Raw genomic sequence first — 20697 nt, 5'->3', positions numbered from 1 at the left:
AGGGCCCTTGCCCGTGTACGCGTCAGCCGAGGAGCTCGATCTCCGCCAACTCGCCGCCCGGGCCCGCCGGCACCAGCCGGTACCTCGCGTACGAGCCCGGCGCCGCCACCGTGAACACCCGGGTCTGCCGGTCCCACGCGAAGGACTCGCCCGACCGCCGGTCCAGGTCCGTCCACGTCACGCCGTCCGCCGAGCCCTGGAGCACCCAGCCCGCCGGCGCCTTCGCCCGGTCCGCCGACGAGGTCAGCGTGTACTGGACCGCCTTTCCGGGGGCGGCCACCGGCAGCTCGACCGCGCCCGCCACCGGGCCCGACGTCGCCGAGGTGTCGTCGAACAGCGGGCCCGCGCCCCTGACCAGGTCCGTCCGCGGCGCCGGCACCTTGTCGTCCCTGGTGATCGACACCGGGCCCGCCGAGGCGCCCGTGCCCCAGGCCGAGGGCTCCGGACCCATGTCGAACTTCAGGGTGCCGCCCTTCGCGAGCAGGTCGTGCGGCAGCGCCGTCGACTTCCACGCCACGCCGTTCAGCTTCACGCCCTGGACGTAGATGTTCTTCGCGCTGTTCCGCGGCGCCTCCACGACCAGCGTGCGGCCGTTGTCCATCCGCACGGTCGCCTTCGTGAAGAGCGGCGAGCCGATCGCGTACTCCCCGCCGCCCATCACCAGCGGATAGAAGCCGAGCGAGGAGAAGAGGAACCAGGCCGACTGCTCGCCGTTGTCCTCGTCGCCGTGGTAGCCCTGCCCGATCTCGCTGCCCGTGTAGAGCCGGGAGAGCACCTCGCGGACCTTCTCGGCCGTCTTCCACGGCTGCCCGGCCGCGTCGTACATGTACGGCACGTGGTGCGCGACCTGGTTGGAGTGCCCGTACATGCCCATCCGCACGTCCCGGGCCTCGGTCATCTCGTGGATGACGCTGCCGTACGAGCCGGCCACGTCCGGGCTCGCCGTCTCCGGCGTCGAGAAGTACGCGTCGAGCTTCCGCGCGAGGCCCGCGCGGCCGCCGTACAGGTTGGCCAGGCCCCGGGAGTCCTGCGGGGCGGTGAAGGCGTAGCCCCAGCCGTTGGTCTCGGTGTAGTCGTAGCCCCAGATCCGCGGGTCGTACGACTCCGAGGGCACCCGCCAGGCGCCGCTCGCGTCCCGGCCCTGGAAGAAGCCGGCCTTCGCGTCGAAGAGCGTGACGTACTTGCGGGCCCGGTCGAGGAAGTACGCGGACTCCTCCGCGTACCGCATCTTCCCGGTCCTCGCGTAGAGCGCCTGGCCCATCCTGCCGATGCCGTAGTCGTTGAGGTAGCCCTCCAGGGACCAGGACAGCCCCTCGTCGGTGTCGGTCGAGGCGTAGCCGGTGAAGGGCGAGGTCACCATGCCCTTGCGGCCCGTGCCCCGGCTCGGCGAGACGACGGTCGCGTTCTTCAGGGCCGCCTCGTACGCCGCCTCCGCGTCGAAGTCGACGCCCTTCACGTACGCGTCGGCGAAGGCCACGTCGGAGGAGGTGCCGGTCATCAGGTCCGCGTAGCCGGGCGAGGACCAGCGGGAGATCCAGCCGCCGTCCTTGTACTGCTGCACGAAACCGTCGACCAGCTCGCCCGCCTTCTTCGGGGTGAGGAGCGCGTAGGCCGGCCAGGTGGTGCGGTAGGTGTCCCAGAAGCCGTTGTTGACGTACGGCCTGCCCTCGACGACCTTCGCGCCGGTCCGGGTCGGGGTGTCGGGCCCGGCCGGGGCGGAGAACGGGCTGGCGTACATGAACCGCGAACCGACCTTCTCGAAGGCCGAGTTGGGGTAGAGGTAGAGCCGGTAGAGGCTGGAGTAGAGGGTGACCAGCTGGTCGTGGCTCGCGCCCTCCACGGTGACCCGGCCGAGCACCGCGTCCCAGGCGTCCTGGGCGCGCTCGCGGACGGTGTCGAAGGACGTGCCCTCCGGGATCTCGTCCGCGAGGTTGGCCTTCGCCTGGTCGACCGAGATCAGCGAGGTCGCGATCCGCAGCGTGACCGTGCGGTCCGCGCCCGCGTCGAAGCGCAGGTGCCCCTTCACGCCCTGCGCCGCGGAGTCCGTCACCGGCGCGTCGAAGACGCCGTAGACGAACATCCGGCCCGCGCCCGTCGACAGACCGCTCCTCACGTCCGAGTAGGCGGTGAAGGAGCGGTTCTCCGGGTCGAGGGTGAGCCCGCCCTGGTCGGTGACGTTGTCGAGGATGACGCTCGCGTCCGCACCCGGATAGGTGAAGCGCATGACGGCCGCGTGGTCGGCCGGGGCGATCTCCGCCTTCAGACCGTTCTGGAAGGTGACGCCGTAGAGGTACGGCTTCGCCGTCTCGTCGGCGTGCCGGAACGGCAGCGCGCGGGCGACCCGCTCGGTCGGCGGGGTGCCGGCGGCGGCCGACGGCATCACCTGGAAGGTCTGCCGGTCGCCCATCCACGGGCTCGGCTGGTGGCTGACGGCCAGCGCCTGGAGGGCCGGCAGGTTGTCCGCGTCGTTGCCGCGCGCGTACTCGTAGATCCAGCTCTGCGTCGCCGCGTTGGTGACCGGCGTCCAGAAGTTGAAGCCGTGCGGCACGGCCGTGGCCGGAAAGGTGTTGCCGCGCGAGAAGGAGCCGGAGGAGTTGGTGCCGCGGACCGTCGAGGCGTACTCGGAGAGGCGGTCGTACGGCTGCTGCGGCGTCCTCGGCGCGATCGAGAGGTCGTCGATCCAGCCCTGGAACTTCCCCGGGCCCTTGGGGGAGTCGTACGCCACCAGGATCCGGTCCACCGTCTTGCCGCCCGCGACGTCCCCGATCCGGGCGGTCACCCGGTTCCACTGGTTGACGTAGAGCCGCTTGGCCGCGCCCTGGCCCTGCGGGGTGAGCAGCCCGCCGTACGAGTCCCGCGCGCCCAGGTCGCTCAGATAGGTGCCGTCGGTGAAGGCGAGGTCCACGGACACGTTCGTGGCCGGGTAGTTCAGGTCGGCCTCGGAGGCCGACATCGACGGGAAGATCTCGTACGACAGCTCGGTGTCGCGGACGATCCGGGTGTCGACGTCGAAGACCTTGTTGTACGAGTACGCCCGGCCGTCGCCCTTGTGGGTGCCCGCGTAGCGCAGCGCGCGCTTCCCCGTGAAGCCCGCGCCCGCCTTCGCGGTGGGGGAGCCGCTGGGGCCGCGGTCGACGGCGCTGCGCATCTCCTCGGGGACGGGCTGGGAGGTGTCGCCGTTCGAGAACTGGACGTCGGCGAGCTGGGTGAGGCCCGCGCCCGCGTTCCTGGTGATCTCCAGGCGGTAGTGGGCGTACGCCGTGCCCGCGCCGCCGGCCGCGCCCGGGACGTCGTACGACTTCGTCTCGAAGCGCTTGGCGAAGCTCTCGCCCGACCGCGTGTCGAGGACCGTCCACTCCCTGCCGTCCGTCGAGCCCTTGAGGGTCCAGTCGCGGGGGTCGCGCTCGGCGGCGTCGTTGGCCGAGGTCAGCGCGTACGTCGCCAGCTTCACCGGCTGGTCGAGGTCGAACTCCAGCCAGGCGGTCGGCTCGAACACCAGCCACTTGGTGCCGGCCTGGAGGTCGACCAGGTTCTCCTTCACCTCACCGGCGCCGGCGTTCTCGCCACTGGCGCGCACGGTCGTCACCCGGTCGGTGACATTGCCCGGGATCCCGGTGACGAATCCGCCGTCGACGCCCGAGGTGCGCTGCTGTCCGTCGGGGCCGACTTCGACGGTGTTGCGCCAGGTCGGCTGGGCTTCGTCCGGTTCGAAGGAGGTGCTGAACTCCCGGGTGGTACCGGCGGAATCATCCGATAGGCCGGGAAGCGCCTGAGCCACCGAAGGGGTGAGGCTCAGGACCAGTGCGGCCGACGCCGCGAGCGAGAGTGCTCTGAGAGGGAGGTGCATGCCGTGTCGCCACTCCTGCCGCTGGTTGTAGACAACGTTGTCAAACTCACCGCGCAAGATCCCAGGGAAGGGCAAACGGCAGGGGCTGTCAAGGGTGTTGACGGCAAAATGAAGGGACGGGCGGGGGGAGGAATCGGGGCAGAAATACCGCGGATATCCCGCAGGTCTCAACTCGGAGAAGACTGCGGAGGAAAGCCGGTTTCGATCTTGCTCCGATGACGGGAAGTGGACTATACCTGTCGGCGTCCAGCCCGTCGTACCACGTACCAATGACGACGACGCCCGACGCCTGCACGACCCAGCTGCAATTGACCGCGGTGGCGGGGCCCTTCGCCTGAGGCGAACTCTGTACGGGCGACCGGTACACCGCCTGAGTCCTGAATGAAGGCGAGGACTTGAGCATGGGATCCACCTCCGCCCAGAACGACGCCCCCGGTAACGGGGGCCTCGGCCGCCGCGATCTGATCAAGCGTTCCGCCGCACTCGGTCTGATCTCGGTGCCCACGATGAGTTTCCTGTCGGCGTGCGCCTCCAGCGGCGGCGACGACACGGGCTCCGAGAAGCCCAAGGGCGAGAAGACGAAGGACAATCCGTTCGGCGTCGCCAAGGGCGGAAAGATAGACGTCGTCGTCTTCAAGGGCGGTTACGGCGACGACTACGCCAAGGCGTGGGAGGCCAGCTTCAACAAGAAGTGGGGCATCACCGCGACCCACACCGGCACCCAGGAGATCACCGGCAAGCTCCAGCCCCGCTTCAACGCGGGCAACCCGCCGGACCTCGTCGACGACTCCGGCGCCCAGAAGATCAAGATCGACGTCCTGCAGAAGAACGGCCAGCTGCTCGACCTCGCCGAGGTCCTCGACGCGCCGTCCGTCGACGACCCCGCCAAGAAGGTCCGCGACACCCTGATCCCGGGCACCCTCGACGCCGGCATCCTGGAGGGCAAGACCGTCGCCCTCAACTACATCTACACGGTGTGGGGCCTGTGGTACTCCGGCAAGCTCTTCAAGGAGAAGGGCTGGAGCGAGCCGAAGACCTGGGACGAGTTCCTCGCCATCTGCAAGGACGCCACCGCGCAGGGCATCGGCGGCCTCGCCCATCAGGGCAAGTACCCGTACTACATCAACGTCGCCATCATGGACCTGATCGCCAAGAAGGGCGGCCTGGACGCCATGAAGGCGATCGACAACCTCGACCCCAAGGCGTTCGTCGGCTCCGACGCCGCCAAGGAGGCCGTCGAGGCGATCTACGAGGTGGTCGAGAAGGGCTACCTCATGCCCGGCACCAACGGCCTCACCCACACCGAGTCGCAGACCCGCTGGAACCAGTACAAGGCCGCCTTCATCACCTGTGGCTCCTGGCTGGAGAACGAGCAGCTCAACCAGACCCCGGCCGACTTCGACATGAAGTTCATGCCGATGCCCCTGCTGCCCGGCAGCAAGATGCCGTACGAGGCGATCCGCGCCGGCTCCGGCGAGCCCTTCATCATCCCCGCCAAGGCCAAGAACCTGGCCGAGGCGAAGGAGTTCATGCGGATGATGCTCTCCAAGGAGTGGTCGACGCTCTTCGCCAAGGAGGCCAACTCGCTCACCATCCTCGCCGACGGCGTGGACCCGAGCGTCAAGCTGCGCCCCGGCACCCAGTCCACCGTCGAGGCGTCCAAGAAGGCCGGCACCAACACCTTCCGGTTCCTCTACACCGAGTGGTACAGCGAGATGGACACCGAGATCCAGAACGCCTCCAACGAGCTGATGGCGAAGCGCATCCAGCCCGCGGAATGGCTGAAGCGGGCCCAGGCCGCGGTCGACAAGGCCGCCAAGGACCCGGCGGCCAAGAACAACCACCGCGACTGATCTCGCGCACCACCGAGCCGGGAACAGCCGGGAACACCGGCAACACCAGGGACAGGAACGCCACGCCATGCGCAAAGGGCAGTACAAGTTCGTCACGGGATTCCTCTTCGTCCCCGTGGCCCTCTATCTGGTCTTCGTCATCTGGCCGTACCTCCAGACGTTCGGCTACTCGCTGACCGACTGGAAAGGCCAGTCGCAGACCTTCTCCTTCGTCGGACTCGACAATTACGTCGCCCTCTTCAAGGACGACGTCTTCCTGGGAGCGGTCTGGCACAACATCCTGTTCCTGGTGTTCATCCCGGTGATCACCATCCTGCTCGCCCTCTTCTTCGCCTTCATGGTGAACGCGGGCGGGCGCAGCCGGGCCGGCGGAGTGGCCGGCGTCGGCGGATCGAAGTTCTACAAGATCGTCTACTTCTTCCCGCAGGTCCTCTCGCTCGCGATCCTCGCCGTGCTCTTCGGCGCCGTGTACCGCAGCGACACCGGCGGAATGCTCAACGGGGTGCTGCTCAAGCTCGGCCTCATCGACGCGGAGAACCCGGTCGAGTGGCTGAACGAGCCGAACTTCGTGCTCTGGGCGCTGATGGCGGTCGTCGTCTGGCACGGCGTCGGCTTCTACCTGGTGCTGTTCTCCGCCGCCATGCAGTCCATCCCCAAGGACATCTACGAGGCCGCGCTCATCGACGGCGCCGGCCGCGCCCAGTCCTTCTTCCGCATCACCCTGCCGCTGCTGTGGGACTCCGTGCAGACGGCCTGGGTCTACCTCGGCATCGTGGCGATGGACATGTTCGTCCTCGTCTCGACCATGACCTCCGGCGACTACGGCGGTGGCCCCGACCACCACAGCGAGGTCATGTCCACCGTGATGATGCGGAACTTCCTCTACTTCGGAAAGAGCGGCTACGCCTGCGCCATGGGCGTCGTGATGCTGCTGCTCACCCTGATCGTGTCCGTGGTCACGCTGCGCGCCACCCGCCGCGAGCGCCTCGAGTTCTGAGCGGGAGAACCGACGATGACTGCACCCATCCAGAAGTCCGACACCCCCACGGCCGGGGTGCCCCGCCAGCGCGCGGGCGGCAAGACCGGCAAGAGCGGCGCTCCGGCGTCCGGCCCCGCCCGCGAGGGCACCGTCCTCAACGTCTTCTCGCACGGCTTCCTCGCCCTCTGGGCGCTGATGATCGTGCTGCCGCTGGTCTGGCTCGTCCTGAGCTCCTTCAAGACCGACTCACAGATCGCCGGCTCGGCCTTCGGCTGGCCCGCCCACTGGTCCTTCGACGTCTTCACCCGGGCCTGGCACAAGGGCATCGGCGACTACTTCCTCAACACCGTGATCGTCCTGGTGTTCTCGGTGCCGCTGACCATGCTCTTCGGCTCCATGGCCGCGTACGTGCTCGCGCGCTACCGCTTCTGGGGCAACCGGCTCATCTACTACTTCTTCGTCGCCGGCGCGATGTTCCCGGTCTTCCTGGCGCTCGTCCCGCTCTTCTTCATGGTGAAGATGCTCGGGATGCTCAACACCTACCATGGCCTGGTCCTGGTGTACGTCGCCTACTCGATGCCGTTCACCGTCTTCTTCATGCACTCCTTCTTCAGGACGCTGCCGGAGGCCGTCTTCGAGGCCGCGATCCTGGACGGCGCCTCGCACACCCGGGCCTTCTTCCAGGTGATGCTGCCGATGGCGAAGCCGGGCCTGGTGAGCGTCGGCATCTTCAACACGCTGGGGCAGTGGAACCAGTTCCTGCTGCCGACCGTGCTGATGCAGCCCCAGACGGGTGACGACCCCGAGCGGTACGTGCTCACCCAGGGCCTGATCCAGCTCCAGCAGCAGCAGGGCTACGCCTCCGACCTGCCGGTGCTCTTCGCCGGCGTCACGATCGCCATGATCCCCATGCTGGTGGTCTACCTGTCCTTCCAGCGCCAGGTCCAGGCAGGTCTCACCTCGGCCACGCTCAAGTAACGAGTCGGCGTTCCGTCCGGCCCCCGGGGACTCACTTCCCCGGGGGCCGGATCTTTTGCGTCCGCATTCCGCTCCGCTGTAGGACTTGACGCCGACAAGCCCCACAGCGGAGCTTGGAGTTCATAACTTGTACACGTCGTAGGGTGGAGAGAGTCAATGGAGACTCCGGGGTCGCAGTCCTCGCTGCACCGGGCCAATCTGGAGCGGGTCGTCCGGGCGGTAAGGATGGCCGGATCGCTCACCCAGGCGGAGATCGCCCGGGCGACGGGCCTGTCCGCCGCCACGGTCTCCAACATCGTGCGGGAGCTGAAGGACGGCGGCACCGTGGAGGTCACCCCGACCTCCGCCGGGGGCCGCCGGGCCCGCAGCGTCTCGCTCAGCGGCGACGCCGGCATCGTCATCGGCGTCGACTTCGGGCACACGCACCTGCGCGTCGCGGTCGGCAACCTGGCCCACCAGGTGCTCGCCGAGGAGGCCGAGCCGCTGGATGTCGACGCCTCCGCCGCGGAGGGCTTCGACCGGGCGGAACAGCTGGTCACGCGGCTGATCGCGAGCACCGGCATCGGCCGGGACAAGGTCATCGGCGTCGGCCTCGGCGTGCCCGGCCCGATCGACGTGTCGTCGGGCCTGCTCGGCTCCACGTCGATCCTGCCGGGCTGGAGCGGGATCAACCCCGCCGACGAGCTCTCCGCCCGCCTGGGCGTCCCCGTGCACGTCGACAACGACGCCAACCTCGGCGCGCTCGGCGAGCTGGTCTGGGGCAGCGGCCGGGGCGTGAAGGACCTCGCGTACATCAAGGTCGCCAGCGGTGTCGGCGCCGGCCTGGTGATCGACGGCCGGGTCTACCGGGGCCCGGGCGGCACGGCCGGCGAGATCGGCCACATCACGCTCGACGAGTCGGGCCCGGTGTGCCGCTGCGGCAACCGGGGCTGCCTGGAGACCTTCACCGCCGCCCGCTACGTCCTGCCGCTGCTCCAGCCCAGCCACGGGCCCGACCTGACCATGGAGCGGGTGGTCCAGCTGGCCCGCGAGGGCGACCCCGGCTGCCGCCGGGTGATCGCCGACGTCGGCCGGCACATCGGCAGCGGCGTCGCCAACCTCTGCAACCTCTTGAACCCGAGCCGGGTGATCCTGGGTGGCGATCTGGCCGAGGCCGGCGAGCTGGTGCTCGCGCCCATCAGGGACTCCGTCTCCCGCTACGCCATCCCCAGCGCCGCCCGGCAGCTCTCCGTGGCTCCCGGGGCCTTGGGCGGCCGGGCCGAGGTGCTCGGCGCGCTCGCGCTCGTACTGAGCGAGATGGGCGAGTCGACGCTCCTGGAGGGCGCTGTGGGCGCTATGGGCGGTTTGTCGGGGGCGATGAAGACGAAGTCTCCTGCCTTCACTTAGATAACGAATGGCACCGTTGTCGTCTCGTTAAGGATTTACTCCTTGACGTCGGACGTACGGCCGAGTTGACTTCCAGCCACCTCGGCCGCAACGTCGCGGCCTCGTCAGGGAGGCAACCCCACATGAACGCAGTGACGCGTCGCGTCGTCATAGGCACGGCCGCGGTTTCCATGGCCCTCTCCCTCGCCGCCTGCGGCAAGGCCGGCGACAACGGCTCCGGCGGCTCGGCCGGCGGTGACAGCAAGACGATCGGTCTGCTCCTGCCGGAGAACAAGACCACGCGCTACGAGACCTTCGACCGCCCGATCATCGAGGCGAAGATCAAGGCCCTGTGCTCCGACTGCGAGGTCAAGTACAACAACGCCGCGCAGGACACCGAGACGCAGAAGAAGCAGTTCGACGCGCTCGTCACCCAGGGCGTGAAGGTCATCATCCTGGACTCGGTCGACTACAAGGCCACCAAGTCCTGGGTCCAGCAGGCCGAGGCCAAGGGCGTCAAGGTCGTCGCGTACGACCGCCTGGCCGAGGGCCCGATCTCCGCCTACGTGTCCTACGACAACGAGAAGATCGGCCGCCTGCAGGGCGAGGCCCTGGTGAAGGCCCTCGGTGCCGGCGCCAAGTCCGCCAACGTTGTCATGATCAACGGCTCGCCGACCGACCCGAACGCCCCGCTGTTCAAGAAGGGCGCCCACAGCGTCATCGACGGCGCCGTGAAGAAGGTCGTCTACGAGCAGGACATCCCGGACTGGTCCCCGGACGAGGCCAACAAGAAGATGGGCGCCGCCATCGACTCGCTGGGCAAGACCGGCTTCCAGGGCGTCTACTCCGCCAACGACGGCATGGCCGGCGGCATCATCACCGCCCTCAACAAGCAGGCCGTCAAGGTCCCGGTCGGCGGCCAGGACGCCGAACTCGCCGGTCTCCAGCGCATCCTGAAGGGCGACCAGGCCTTCACGATCTACAAGCAGATCAAGCCCGAGGCCGAGACCACCGCCGAGATCGCCGTCAAGCTCCTCAAGGGCGAGAAGATCGACGAGCTCACCCCGGTCCAGGTCGACAGCCTCACCGGCGAGTTCAAGGGCATCCCGGCGAAGCTGTACGACGCGCAGGTCGTGACCAAGGAGAACATCGCCTCCACGATCATCGCGGACAACGTCTACAAGGCGGCCGACATCTGCACCGCCGAGTACAAGGCGGCCTGCGACGCCGCGGGCATCAAGTAGCCCGCCGGGCCCGGCTCGTCCCGCCCCGCCCCCCACGCAGAAACGGTTCGGCGCACCCGCCCCGACATCCACGCCCCGCAAGCGGGGGCGGGGCGCCGGACTCCCCTCTCTTCTGCACCCCCTCAGTCTTTCTGCACCACATCCCCGCCGGTCAGGCGGCGAAGGAGATGATTCACGTGTCCGCTGCGCCCGTGCTGGCGTTGCGCGGGGTCTCCAAGCGGTTCGGCGCCGTCCAGGTGCTCACCGATGTCGATCTGGAGATCCACGCCGGAGAGGTCGTCGCCCTGGTGGGCGACAACGGCGCCGGCAAGTCCACCCTCGTCAAGACCATCTCGGGCGTCCACCCGATCGACGAGGGCACCATCGAGTGGGACGGCCGCCCCGTCCAGATCACCAAGCCCCACGACTCCCAGAACCTCGGTGTCGCGACCGTCTACCAGGACCTCGCGCTCTGCGACAACCTCGACGTCGTCGCCAACCTCTTCCTCGGCAGCGAACTGAGCTCCGGCTCCGTGCTCGACGAGATCGCCATGGAGAAGCGGGCCCGGGAGCTCCTGGACACCCTGTCCATCCGGATCCCGTCGGTCCGGATCCCCGTCGCCGCCCTCTCCGGCGGCCAGCGTCAGGTCGTGGCCATCGCCCGCGCCCTGATCGGCGACCCCAAGATCGTCATCCTGGACGAGCCCACCGCCGCCCTCGGCGTCGAGCAGACCGCACAGGTGCTCGACCTGGTGGAGCGGCTGCGCGAGCGCGGCCACGGCGTCATCCTCATCAGCCACAACATGGCCGACGTGCGCGCCGTCGCCGACAAGGTCGCCGTGCTTCGGCTCGGCCGCAACAACGGCGTCTTCGACGTCGCCGACACCACCCACGAGACGATCATCGCCGCCATCACGGGTGCCACGGACAACGCCGTGACCCGCCGGCAGGCCCGTACGGCTGCGAAGGAGGACGCGAAGTGAGCGACCTCACCAAGACCACGCCCGAAGAGTCCGCGCAGAACGGGGGCGTCGAGCAGTCCGCCGCGCCGGTCCCGGCCGTCGACCCCCGCCTCCTCGTCCGCGAGGAGGGCCTCAAGGGCTACCTGACCGAGTTCTCCCGCAAGATCCGCGGCGGCGAGCTCGGCTCCCTGCCGGTGATCCTCGGCCTGATCGTCATCGCGATCGTCTTCCAGCTCCAGAACAGCAACTTCCTGTCCGCGAGCTCGGTCGCCAACGTCGCCGTCTACGCCTCCGGCCTCGGCATCATGGCCGTCGGCATCGTCTTCGTGCTCGTCCTCGGCGAGATCGACCTCTCCATGGGCTCGGTCGCCGGCGTCGGCGCGGCCGTCTGGGCCGGCCTCCAGGTCACCCACGGCATGAACGAGTGGCTGTCCATCGTGCTCGCGGTGCTCACCGGCACCGTCATCGGCGCGCTGCACGGCTTCTTCTTCGCCAAGATCGGCGTCCCCGCCTTCGTGGTCACCCTGGCCGGCTTCCTCGGCTGGATGGGCCTCCAGGAATGGCTGATGGGCGGCGAGGGCTCCATCAACACGCCGTCCGGCAGCGTGGTGGAGAACCTCACCAACTACTTCTTCGCCGACAAGATCGCCGCGTACGGCCTCGCCCTGCTCGCCGTCGCCCTCTACGTGCTCTCGCAGCTGCGCGACAGCAGCCGCCGCAAGGCCGCCCAGCTCCCGGCCCGCCCGATGAGCGAGATCCTGCTGCGCACCGGTGTCGTCGCCGTCCTGGTCTTCGTCGTCGCGTACGTGATGAACGAGCCCGCCGGCGCCCGCGGCCTGCCGCTCGCCCTGGTGCTCTTCCTGGCCGTCCTGGTGATCGCCGACTTCGTCGCCCGCCGCACCCTCTTCGGCCGCAAGGTCTTCGCGGTCGGCGGCAACGCCGAGGCGGCGCGCCGCGCCGGCATCAACGTGGACCGGATCCGGATCGCCGTCTTCGCGATCTCCGGCACCCTCGCCGCCTTCGGCGGCCTGTTCATCGCGAGCCTCTCCGGCGGCGCGACCAAGAGCCTCGGCGGCGGCAACACGCTGATGCTGGTCATCGCCGCTGCCGTGATCGGCGGCACCAGCCTCTTCGGCGGCCGGGGCAAGGTCTGGTCCGCGCTGCTCGGCATGATCGTGATCCAGTCGATCCAGCAGGGTCTGAACATGATCGGCATGTCCAACGCGATCCAGAACATGATCACCGGTGCGGTGCTGCTCGCCGCCGTCGTGATCGACTCGGTCTCCCGCCGCACGCAGAAGACCGCGGGCCGCGCGTGACGCCGGTCACCACCGCGTAACCCGGACCCCGTACAGTCCGCCCGGCGCCGAGAACCGGCGCCGGGCACTGCTGCGTCCGGAGCAGTGCGGCGACCGCACGGATCATCGGTGTGTCGGCCATCCGGGTGGCGGTGAAGCCCCCGGCCCGATGCCCACGATCCAAGACGGAACATTAGACTCGACAAATCGGCAAGCTCGACCAGTTCAAAGCAAGGAGGCACGGGTGGCTCTGCTGACCCGTATCAGGGGACCGCGAGATCTGGACCGGCTCTCCTCGGAACAGCTGGACCAGCTGGCCGAAGAGATCAGGACTTTCCTCGTGGACGCCGTCTCCAAGACCGGCGGGCACCTCGGTCCCAATCTCGGCGTGGTCGAGCTGACCATCGCCCTGCACCGCGTCTTCGACTCGCCCAAGGACAAGGTCCTCTGGGACACCGGCCACCAGAGCTACGTCCACAAGCTGCTCACGGGCCGCCAGGACTTCTCCAAGCTCAAGATGAAGGGCGGCCTGTCCGGCTACCCGTCGCAGGCCGAGTCCGAGCACGACGTCATCGAGAACTCGCACGCCTCGACCGTCCTCGGCTGGGCCGACGGCCTCGCCAAGGCCAACGAGGTCCTGAAGAGGGACGACCACGTCGTCGCCGTCATCGGCGACGGCGCGCTGACCGGCGGCATGGCCTGGGAGGCGCTCAACAACATCGCCGACGCCAAGGACCGTCAGGTCGTCATCGTCGTCAACGACAACGAGCGTTCCTACGCGCCCACCATCGGCGGCCTCGCCAACCACCTGGCCACCCTGCGCACCACCGACGGCTACGAGCGCTTCCTCGCCCGCGGCAAGGACATCCTGGAGCGCACGCCCGTCGTCGGGAAGCCGCTCTACGAGACGCTGCACGGCGCCAAGAAGGGCCTGAAGGACTTCATCGCCCCGCAGGGCATGTTCGAGGACCTCGGCCTGAAGTACGTCGGCCCCATCGACGGTCACGACATCGAGGCCCTGGAGTCGGCGCTCACCCGCGCCAAGCGCTTCGGCGGCCCGGTCATCGTGCACTGCCTCACCGAGAAGGGCCGCGGCTACCAGCCGGCGCTCCAGGACGAGGCCGACCGCTTCCACGCCGTCGGCAAGATCCACCCCGACACCGGTCTGCCGATCGCCTCCTCCGGCGCCGACTGGACCAGCGTCTTCGGCGAGGAGATGGTCGCTCTCGGCAAGGAGCGCGAGGACATCGTCGCCATCACGGCGGCCATGCTCCAGCCGGTCGGCCTCGACCGCTTCGCCAAGGCCTTCCCCGAGCGCGTGTTCGACGTCGGCATCGCCGAGCAGCACGGCGCGGTCTCCGCGGCCGGCCTCGCCACCGGCGGCCTGCACCCGGTCTTCGCCGTCTACGCGACCTTCCTCAACCGCGCCTTCGACCAGGTCCTGATGGACGTGGCCCTGCACAAGTGCGGTGTCACCTTCGTCCTGGACCGGGCCGGCATCACCGGCACGGACGGCGCCTCCCACAACGGCATGTGGGACATGTCGATCCTCCAGGTCGTGCCCGGCCTGCGGCTCGCCGCGCCGCGCGACGCCGACCAGGTCCGCGCCCAGCTGCGCGAGGCCGTCGAGGTCACCGACGCCCCCACCGTGGTCCGCTTCTCCAAGGGCGCGGTCGGCCCCGCCGTACCCGCCCTGCGCCGGGTCGGCGGCATGGACGTGCTGCGCGAGGCCGGCAGCGACACGCCCGACGTGCTGCTCGTCTCGGTCGGCGCGCTCGCGCCGATGTGCCTGGAGATCGCCGACCTGCTCGACAAGCAGGGCATCTCCACCACCGTCGTCGACCCGCGCTGGGTCAAGCCCGTCGACGAGGCCCTCGCCCCGCTCGCCGAGGGCCACCGCGTCGTCGTCACCGTCGAGGACAACAGCCGCGTCGGCGGCGTCGGCTCCGCCGTCGCCCAGGCCCTGCGCGACGCGGGCGTGGACGTGCCGCTGCGCGACTTCGGCATCCCGCCGCGCTTCCTCGACCACGCCTCGCGCGGCGAGGTGCTCGCCGAGATCGGCCTGACCGCGCCGGACATCGCGCGCCAGGTCACCGGTCTGGTCTCGCGCCTGGACGGCAAGTTCGAGAGCAGCGCCAAGGCCGTGGAGCCCGCGCGGGACTGACGCCGGCTTCCCTCACCGAGTGTCACCATTGGGCCGGTCGGCTCACCCCCTGGGGTGCCGACCGGCCCTTCCGCGTGCATCCTGGCCTGAGAGCGGGCAGCCCCAGGGCGAGCCAGGGAGGTAGGACCGTGAGCACGGACCAGCAATCCACGCGGAACTCCGGCCTGTTCCGGACCAAGTCGGTCGAACAGTCGATCCGCGACACCGAGGAACCCGAGCACGCGCTCAAGAAGTCCCTCTCCGCCTGGGACCTCACCGTGTTCGGCGTCGGCGTCATCATCGGCACCGGCATTTTCGTCCTCACCGGCAAGGTCGCCAAGGAGAACGCGGGCCCCGCCACCGCCCTCGCCTTCGTCGCCGCCGGCATCGTCTGCGCCCTCGCGGCCCTGTGCTACGCCGAGTTCGCGTCCACGGTGCCGGTCGCCGGTTCGGCGTACACCTTCGCGTACGCCTCCATCGGCGAACTGCCGGCCTGGATCATCGGCTGGGACCTCGTCCTGGAGTTCGCGCTCGGCACCGCCGTGGTCGCCGTCGGCTGGTCCGGCTACGTCCGCTCGCTCATGGACAACATCGGCTGGCACCTGCCGGCCGCGCTCGAAGGGCCCGACGTGCCCGGCGGCACCTTCGACATCCTCGCCTTCCTGCTCGTCCTGGTGCTCACCGCGGTCCTCGTGCTCGGCATGAAGCTGTCCGCCCGGATCACCGCCGTGGTCGTGGCCATCAAGGTGACCGTGGTGATGATCGTGATCATCGCGGGCCTGTTCTTCATCGTGGGCGACAACTACAAGCCGTTCATCCCGCCGGCCGTCACCCCGCCCGGCGGCGGCAGCGACTGGACCGCGCCGCTGGTGCAGCTGATCTTCGGCTACCAGCCGACCAACTTCGGCGTCATGGGCATCTTCACCGCCGCCTCCGTCGTCTTCTTCGCCTTCATCGGCTTCGACGTGGTCGCCACCGCCGCCGAGGAGACCCGGATCCCGCAGCGCGACATGCCCCGCGGCATCCTGGGCTCGCTGTTCATCTGCACGGTGCTCTACGTGGCGGTCGCCCTGGTCGTCACCGGAATGGAGCACTACACCAAACTCTCCGTCAGCGCCCCGCTCGCCGACGCCTTCAAGGCCGTCGGCCACCCCTTCTACGCGGGCGTCATCAGCTTCGGCGCCGCCATCGGCCTGACCACCGTCTGCCTCATCCTGCTGCTCGGCCAGACCCGCGTGTTCTTCGCGATGAGCCGCGACGGACTGCTGCCGCGCTTCTTCTCCATCACGCACCCGCGCTTCAAGACCCCGTACCGGCCGACCATCCTGCTCGGCGGCATCATCTCCATCGTCGCCGGCTTCACCAGCATCAACGAGCTCGCGACCCTGGTGAACATCGGCACCCTCTTCGCCTTCGTCGTGGTCGCCGCCGGCGTCATGGTCCTCCGCCGCAAGCGCCCCGACCTGCACCGCGCCTTCCGCACCCCGTGGGTCCCGGTGATCCCGATCGCCTCGATCGCCGCCTCGCTCTGGCTGATGCTCAACCTGCCCGCCGAGACCTGGTTCCGCTTCGCCGTCTGGATGGTGGTCGGCTTCGTCGTCTACTTCCTGTACGGGCGCAAGCACAGCCGGCTCGGCCGGGTGGGGCAGGACGCGAAGTACTGACGGGACGTCCTACGGGAGGGCGCGCGGGCCGACCCACCGCGCGCCCGTCTCCGCCACCCTCCGCCGCAGCTCCCGGTCGGCCGTGACCACCAGGCACGGCCGGCCGGCCGCGTTCCGGGCGAGCTCCACGATCAGGTCGTCCCCGCTGCCGGGCGCCTCCTCGACCCTCACCCCCGGCACCGGGGCGACACCCCGGGCCCGGCCCTCCACGACGAGCACGATCTCGTACGGGCCGGGGTACGGGCCCTCCGCCGGCCCGCCGCGCTCGGCGAGCCGGTCCCGCAAGCGCTCGGCGGCGCCGCGCCGGTCCTTCCACCAGCCGTCGGGAACCGAACCGACCACATTGGCACCGTCGACGACGAGCAGGGGGAGTGTCATGCCCCGAGGATGCCAGCTGATCAGCCGCCGGTCGCCGGGGACTTCTTCGCCGACGCCGGGATGTCGCTGTCCTCGCGGATCGCCGTCCACAGCTGCGTGGCGTTCGGCTCGTACGCGACGACCCGGTTCGGGTCCTTCTTGTCGTAGGCGACCGGCAGCATGATCGTCTCCATGTTCCCCGGGTCCACGCCGTTGAGGCTGCGGGCGTAGTCGCTGAGCGCGGTCAGGGAGGCCAGCTCGGAGTCGGTGGTGAGCGCCTTGGTCGCCGAGTCGGCGATCTTGTACGTCTTGGTCGGGCTGCCGAGCAGGTCCTGCTTCTTCACCTCGGTGAGCAGCGCGGTGAGGAACTTCTGCTGGTTGCCGATGCGGCCCAGGTCGCTGCCGTCGCCGACGGCGTACCGGGTGCGCACGAAGGCGAGCGACTGCGTGCCGTCCAGGCGCTGCGGACCGGCGGCGAGGTCGAGACCGGTGTGCTTGTCCTTGATGGGCTTGTCGACGTCGACGGTCACTCCGCCGATCGCGTCGACGAGGTCCTTGAACCCGGCGAAGTCGATCTCCATGTAGTGGTCGAGCCGCACCCCGGACATCTTCTCGACGGTCTTCACCACACACGCCGGACCGAAGCCCGAGTACACCGAGTTGAACATGACCCGCTTCGCCTCGGGCGCCGTCCCGCCGCCGCGCCGCGTGCACTCCGGCCGCGTCACCAGCGTGTCGCGCGGAATGCTGACCGCCGTGGCCTTCTGCCGCCCCTCGGGCACGTGCACCACGAGCGCCGTGTCCGAGCGCGCCCCGCTCACCGCGGCCCCGTCGAGCGCGGCGTTCGCACCGGCCCGCGAGTCCGAGCCGAGCACCAGCAGGTTCTGTCCGGACGTCGGCAGCTTCGGCGGCCGGTTGTCGCCGAGCTCCTTGGTGATGTCGACGGCCTTGATGTTGCCGTCGATGCTCGAGTACATCCAGTACACGGTCCCGCCGGCGGCGAGGACGAGCACGAGCAGGGTCAGCAGGACGATGCGGCCGGTCCTGCGCTTGCGGGGAGCCCTGCGGCGCGAGCCGCTCACCGTCGTGTTGTGGTCGGTCATGGCTGGGTTGAGTCTCTTCCTTCGTGGCGCAACGGTATGAAAGTGTGCAGATCGGGTTTTGTCGGGAATCTGGAGCCGTCGGCCGCCCGTGAACGCCCGGTGAAGCGTGTGACAAACTTCGGGGCGACGGACAGGCGGAGAGGCGGATGGTGATCGTGATCCGTGGCAGGAACAGGGGTGGGAACACGGACTCCGGCGTGGTCGCCCCTCTCGACACCGAGGCTCCCGGGCCGGTCACGGCCCGCCCGCCGGCCGGCCGCTGGCTGTTCACCGGCGGCGACGGACGCCTGACGGCCTACGCGACCACCGCCACCGGCCTCGTCCGCTGGACCGAGACCGCGCACGGTTCCTTCGAGGGTCCCCGGTCCGTCGAGGTCCCGGGCTGGGCAGGTCCGCTGAGCCTCGCGCGCAGCACCGAGGGATACGTCTGCTTCGCCGGTCTCCGGCGCGCGCCGCAGGGCGACGCCGGCCATGTGATCGTCAGCACCCAGTACCAGACCGGCCGTCCGCTCACCGACTGGTACGACCTCGGGGTGCCGTCCGGGGAGGGCGGCGGCAGCGGCGACCCGGTCGTCGGCGGACCCCTGGTCGTGGTCAACCAGACCTCCGGGTCCGTGCACGTCCTGGTGTCCCTGCGGCACGGCGGGATCGTGCGGCGCAGCCGCTCCGCCGAAGGCCGCTGGGGTCGCTGGAAGAACGTCACCGACCGCCCGTACACGGGGGAGTTCACCGCGGTCATGCCGACGGGCGGCCCACTGGAGGTCCTCGCCGTGGGCGCCGACGGCTCCGTGGACCGCTGGGCGGGTGCCGGCGGCGGCCGCTTCGAGCTGAGGGATCGTTTCGGCATAGCCGTGGCCGACGGCACCCTGACCGCCCTCGAAACCGGCAGGAAGCGCGCCACGTACCTGTGGCGCTACCCCGGGGACGACTCGCTGGTCGCCTGGCGCGCCGCGACGGGCGGCGCCCAGGCCGCCGGTGTCATGGCGCTCGGCGGCCCCGGCGGCCGGGGCCGCCCCGGCGCGGCGCGGACCGTCATCGGCGACTACGACTGCACGGTGCTCGCCCAGTGCGGCGCCCACGGCGGGATCGAGGTCACCGCCTACGTCACCGAGAACGAGAGCTACGGCACCTGGTGGGCGCCCATCGGCGACCCGGCGACCACCGCGCACGCCCCGCAGCCGGGCGTCGACGGCGCGGGACGGCTGGTCGTCGCCGCGCTCGACGGCACGGGCGCCCTGCTGCTGTCCCGTCAGGACCTGACACAGGACGGCCTCGTCTTCGGACCGTGGCAACGGGTGGGAGACCATGCGTCGTCAGTGCGTTCCGGGCAGCGGTAGCCGCTCGGACACCTCGAGGGACAGGTCGCCCTCCGGGGTGTAGAACGGCGTCGCCGCCAGCTCGTGACCGGGCGTGGTCGCCGAGGGCGCGAAGACCATCGGTGCCCGGCTGACCACGTCGACCTCGGGAGACCGCTTGCGGCCGAGCCGCACCTCCTGGGTGACCCCCTCGAAGCTCACCGCCAGGTGGACGTCCCACACTCCGGTGCGCAGCGGCCAGCCGTCGGACATCTGGCGCAGGTTGATCCGGGTGGAGAAACGGCCCATCGCCCGGGTCTTGCCCTTGGAGTTCAGCAGGGTGTCGTCGCGGCGGGCCGTGACGGAGAAACGCTCCTCCGCCCCGGTCAGCCGGTGCCGCAGCACGACCTTCGTGTTCCGCTCGCGCGTGCTGAGCTGCTCGAAGAACGCGTGGCCGTCGAGGAGCAGCAGGGGACCGTTCCACCGCATGCTCGTCAGCTGCTGGTTCACCGTCATCTTGTCGGTGATGTCGAAGAGCTCGTCGGGCAGGTTCACCGCCGGATCGCGGAAGAACGGCAGCAGGGAGTAGACCCGCCCGTTCTCGACCGTCTTCTTCGGCGCCGGCCGGTCCTTGTCCGCCTCGTACGCCGCCATCCACTCGGCCTGCTGGTGATGGCCGGCGGCGATCAGCGCGTACCGCACGGCGAGGGGCCGCGGCAGCAGTGCCAGGGCGCTCGCGGGCACCTGGCCGCGCAGCAGCTCCGCGGCCGCCCACAGGGTGCGCTCCCGCTCGGCGGGCTGCTCCGAGGCGAGCAGCATCGCCCCGGTGGCCTTGCCGAGATCGGCCTCCAGGTGGCGGGAGATCAGCAGGTCCAGGCCCGGGCCCGGGGGCAGCATCGCGGTCAGCAGCGAGATCATCCGGCCGACCAGGGCGACCCGCTGCGGCAGGGGCACGGCCCCGGTCTGCCCCGGGCCCTTGACCACGCACGGCTCGTCCGCCACGACGGCGATGTTGTCGGCGCGGATGAAGGCGGCGGCGGTGAAGGCCTGGTCCTCGCCGATCGTCATGTCGGAGGGGAACTCCAGGCCGCAGCGCCGCACCAAGCTCGTGCGGAACAGCTTGTCCGGCGTCAGCGACCAGTACACGCGCGATCCGTAGAGGTCCACGGACCCCTGGGTCCTGCGGAACATCGACGTCGCGACGGCGTGCTTGCCGGAGCTCTCCAACTTGCCCAGCACCACGTCGGCCTCGTTGGCGTCGGCCGAGCCGACCATCAGCTCCAGCGCCCTGGGAGTGAGCCGGTCCGCGCCCGTCAGGAACAGGAGATAGCGGCCGGTGGCCTGGCTCATGCCCCAGTTGCGGGCGTCGGCGGTGGACAGTCCGCGCCGGAACTGGCCGGCCCGCAGCCAGCCGGCGTACCGCTGCTCGGCCTCCGCGAGGAAGGAGCTGCTGCTGTCGGTCGAGCCGTCGTCGACCGCGATGACCTCGATCCGCTCGGCACCGATCGTCTGGCCGAGCAGCGACTCCAGGCAGGCCTGCAGCGTGCGTTCGTGGTCCCTGACGTGCAGGACCACGGTCACGTCGCGTATTTCGCGCGGGTGCACGGGCACGGAGGTGGTCATGGGCCTG

The 20697-nt window shown here is 69.8% G+C and carries 14 protein-coding genes; 10 read left to right on the top strand and 4 right to left on the bottom strand.

The features are described 5' to 3' along the window. Positions 1-22: 22 nt before the first annotated feature. The gene (locus ACWEJX_RS06400) at positions 23-3847 is read right to left on the bottom strand and encodes a GH92 family glycosyl hydrolase (protein WP_451606384.1); all 3825 of its coding nucleotides are present in this window, start codon (positions 3845-3847) and stop codon (positions 23-25) included. Between the two features lie 401 nt (positions 3848-4248). Here ACWEJX_RS06400 and ngcE point away from each other — a divergent pair, with 401 nt between their 5' ends. From ngcE to ACWEJX_RS06355, 9 genes are all read left to right on the top strand, one after another. Further along, on the top strand, positions 4249-5700 hold the full coding sequence (ngcE, locus tag ACWEJX_RS06395) for an N-acetylglucosamine/diacetylchitobiose ABC transporter substrate-binding protein (protein WP_451606383.1): 1452 nt from the start codon (positions 4249-4251) through the stop codon (positions 5698-5700). 67 nt (positions 5701-5767) lie between these two features. Continuing rightward, positions 5768-6697: a carbohydrate ABC transporter permease gene (locus ACWEJX_RS06390; RefSeq protein ID WP_451606382.1), complete on the top strand. Its 930-nt coding sequence runs from the start codon at positions 5768-5770 to the stop codon at positions 6695-6697. A 15-nt stretch (positions 6698-6712) separates the two neighbouring features. After that, positions 6713-7657, top strand: coding sequence for a carbohydrate ABC transporter permease (locus tag ACWEJX_RS06385; protein WP_451606381.1), 945 nt, complete (start codon positions 6713-6715; stop codon positions 7655-7657). Positions 7658-7813: 156 nt separating this feature from the next. Continuing rightward, positions 7814-9043, top strand: coding sequence for an ROK family transcriptional regulator (locus ACWEJX_RS06380; RefSeq protein WP_451606380.1), 1230 nt, complete (start codon positions 7814-7816; stop codon positions 9041-9043). A 122-nt stretch (positions 9044-9165) separates the two neighbouring features. After that, positions 9166-10266, top strand: coding sequence for a substrate-binding domain-containing protein (locus ACWEJX_RS06375; RefSeq protein WP_451606379.1), 1101 nt, complete (start codon positions 9166-9168; stop codon positions 10264-10266). Between the two features lie 167 nt (positions 10267-10433). Next, positions 10434-11228, top strand: coding sequence for an ATP-binding cassette domain-containing protein (locus ACWEJX_RS06370; protein WP_451606378.1), 795 nt, complete (start codon positions 10434-10436; stop codon positions 11226-11228). Next, positions 11225-12526 (top strand): sugar ABC transporter permease, encoded by a 1302-nt coding sequence (locus ACWEJX_RS06365; RefSeq protein WP_451606377.1) that lies wholly within the window; start codon positions 11225-11227, stop codon positions 12524-12526. The genes ACWEJX_RS06370 and ACWEJX_RS06365 overlap by 4 nt, the downstream gene beginning before the upstream one ends. Before the next feature lie 223 nt (positions 12527-12749). After that, complete coding sequence (gene dxs / locus ACWEJX_RS06360; RefSeq protein WP_451606376.1) at positions 12750-14669, top strand: 1-deoxy-D-xylulose-5-phosphate synthase; 1920 nt, start codon at positions 12750-12752, stop codon at positions 14667-14669. 128 nt (positions 14670-14797) lie between these two features. Beyond that, a complete protein-coding gene (locus ACWEJX_RS06355; protein ID WP_451606375.1) occupies positions 14798-16312 on the top strand; it encodes an amino acid permease in 1515 nt (504 codons plus the stop codon). A 9-nt stretch (positions 16313-16321) separates the two neighbouring features. On the opposite strand, the gene ACWEJX_RS06350 is transcribed toward ACWEJX_RS06355, so the two are convergent. Further along, positions 16322-16690, bottom strand: coding sequence for an NTP pyrophosphohydrolase (locus ACWEJX_RS06350; RefSeq protein ID WP_451606374.1), 369 nt, complete (start codon positions 16688-16690; stop codon positions 16322-16324). A 20-nt stretch (positions 16691-16710) separates the two neighbouring features. After that, entirely contained in the window at positions 16711-17772 is a 1062-nt protein-coding gene (locus tag ACWEJX_RS06345) for an LCP family protein (protein ID WP_451606373.1), read from the bottom strand. Positions 17773-17918: 146 nt separating this feature from the next. Between ACWEJX_RS06345 and ACWEJX_RS06340 the strand changes: the two genes are divergently transcribed. Beyond that, entirely contained in the window at positions 17919-19109 is a 1191-nt protein-coding gene (locus ACWEJX_RS06340; protein WP_451606372.1) for a hypothetical protein, read from the top strand. Here the strand turns inward: ACWEJX_RS06340 and ACWEJX_RS06335 are convergent. Further along, complete coding sequence (locus ACWEJX_RS06335) at positions 19086-20690, bottom strand: glycosyltransferase (RefSeq protein ID WP_451606371.1); 1605 nt, start codon at positions 20688-20690, stop codon at positions 19086-19088. The genes ACWEJX_RS06340 and ACWEJX_RS06335 overlap by 24 nt on opposite strands. Positions 20691-20697 lie beyond the last annotated feature (7 nt).

The organism is Streptomyces sp. NPDC004788 (genome assembly GCF_053601115.1).
Note: the sequence above shows the minus strand (reverse complement) of the source record. Positions and strands in the feature narration are given on the sequence as shown.

What these genes read in the sequence shown, in the direction of transcription:
- ACWEJX_RS06340 (WP_451606372.1), top strand. Translation starts at nt 17,919, where the DNA reads ATGGTGATCGTGATCCGTGGCAGGAACAGGGGTGGGAACACGGACTCC.
- ACWEJX_RS06375 (WP_451606379.1), top strand. Translation starts at nt 9,166, where the DNA reads ATGAACGCAGTGACGCGTCGCGTCGTCATAGGCACGGCCGCGGTTTCC.
- ACWEJX_RS06380 (WP_451606380.1), top strand. Translation starts at nt 7,814, where the DNA reads ATGGAGACTCCGGGGTCGCAGTCCTCGCTGCACCGGGCCAATCTGGAG.
- ACWEJX_RS06390 (WP_451606382.1), top strand. Translation starts at nt 5,768, where the DNA reads ATGCGCAAAGGGCAGTACAAGTTCGTCACGGGATTCCTCTTCGTCCCC.
- ACWEJX_RS06335 (WP_451606371.1), bottom strand. Translation starts at nt 20,690, where the DNA reads ATGACCACCTCCGTGCCCGTGCACCCGCGCGAAATACGCGACGTGACC.
- ACWEJX_RS06400 (WP_451606384.1), bottom strand. Translation starts at nt 3,847, where the DNA reads ATGCACCTCCCTCTCAGAGCACTCTCGCTCGCGGCGTCGGCCGCACTG.
- ACWEJX_RS06345 (WP_451606373.1), bottom strand. Translation starts at nt 17,772, where the DNA reads ATGACCGACCACAACACGACGGTGAGCGGCTCGCGCCGCAGGGCTCCC.
- ACWEJX_RS06370 (WP_451606378.1), top strand. Translation starts at nt 10,434, where the DNA reads ATGATTCACGTGTCCGCTGCGCCCGTGCTGGCGTTGCGCGGGGTCTCC.
- ACWEJX_RS06350 (WP_451606374.1), bottom strand. Translation starts at nt 16,690, where the DNA reads ATGACACTCCCCCTGCTCGTCGTCGACGGTGCCAATGTGGTCGGTTCG.
- ngcE (WP_451606383.1), top strand. Translation starts at nt 4,249, where the DNA reads ATGGGATCCACCTCCGCCCAGAACGACGCCCCCGGTAACGGGGGCCTC.
- ACWEJX_RS06385 (WP_451606381.1), top strand. Translation starts at nt 6,713, where the DNA reads ATGACTGCACCCATCCAGAAGTCCGACACCCCCACGGCCGGGGTGCCC.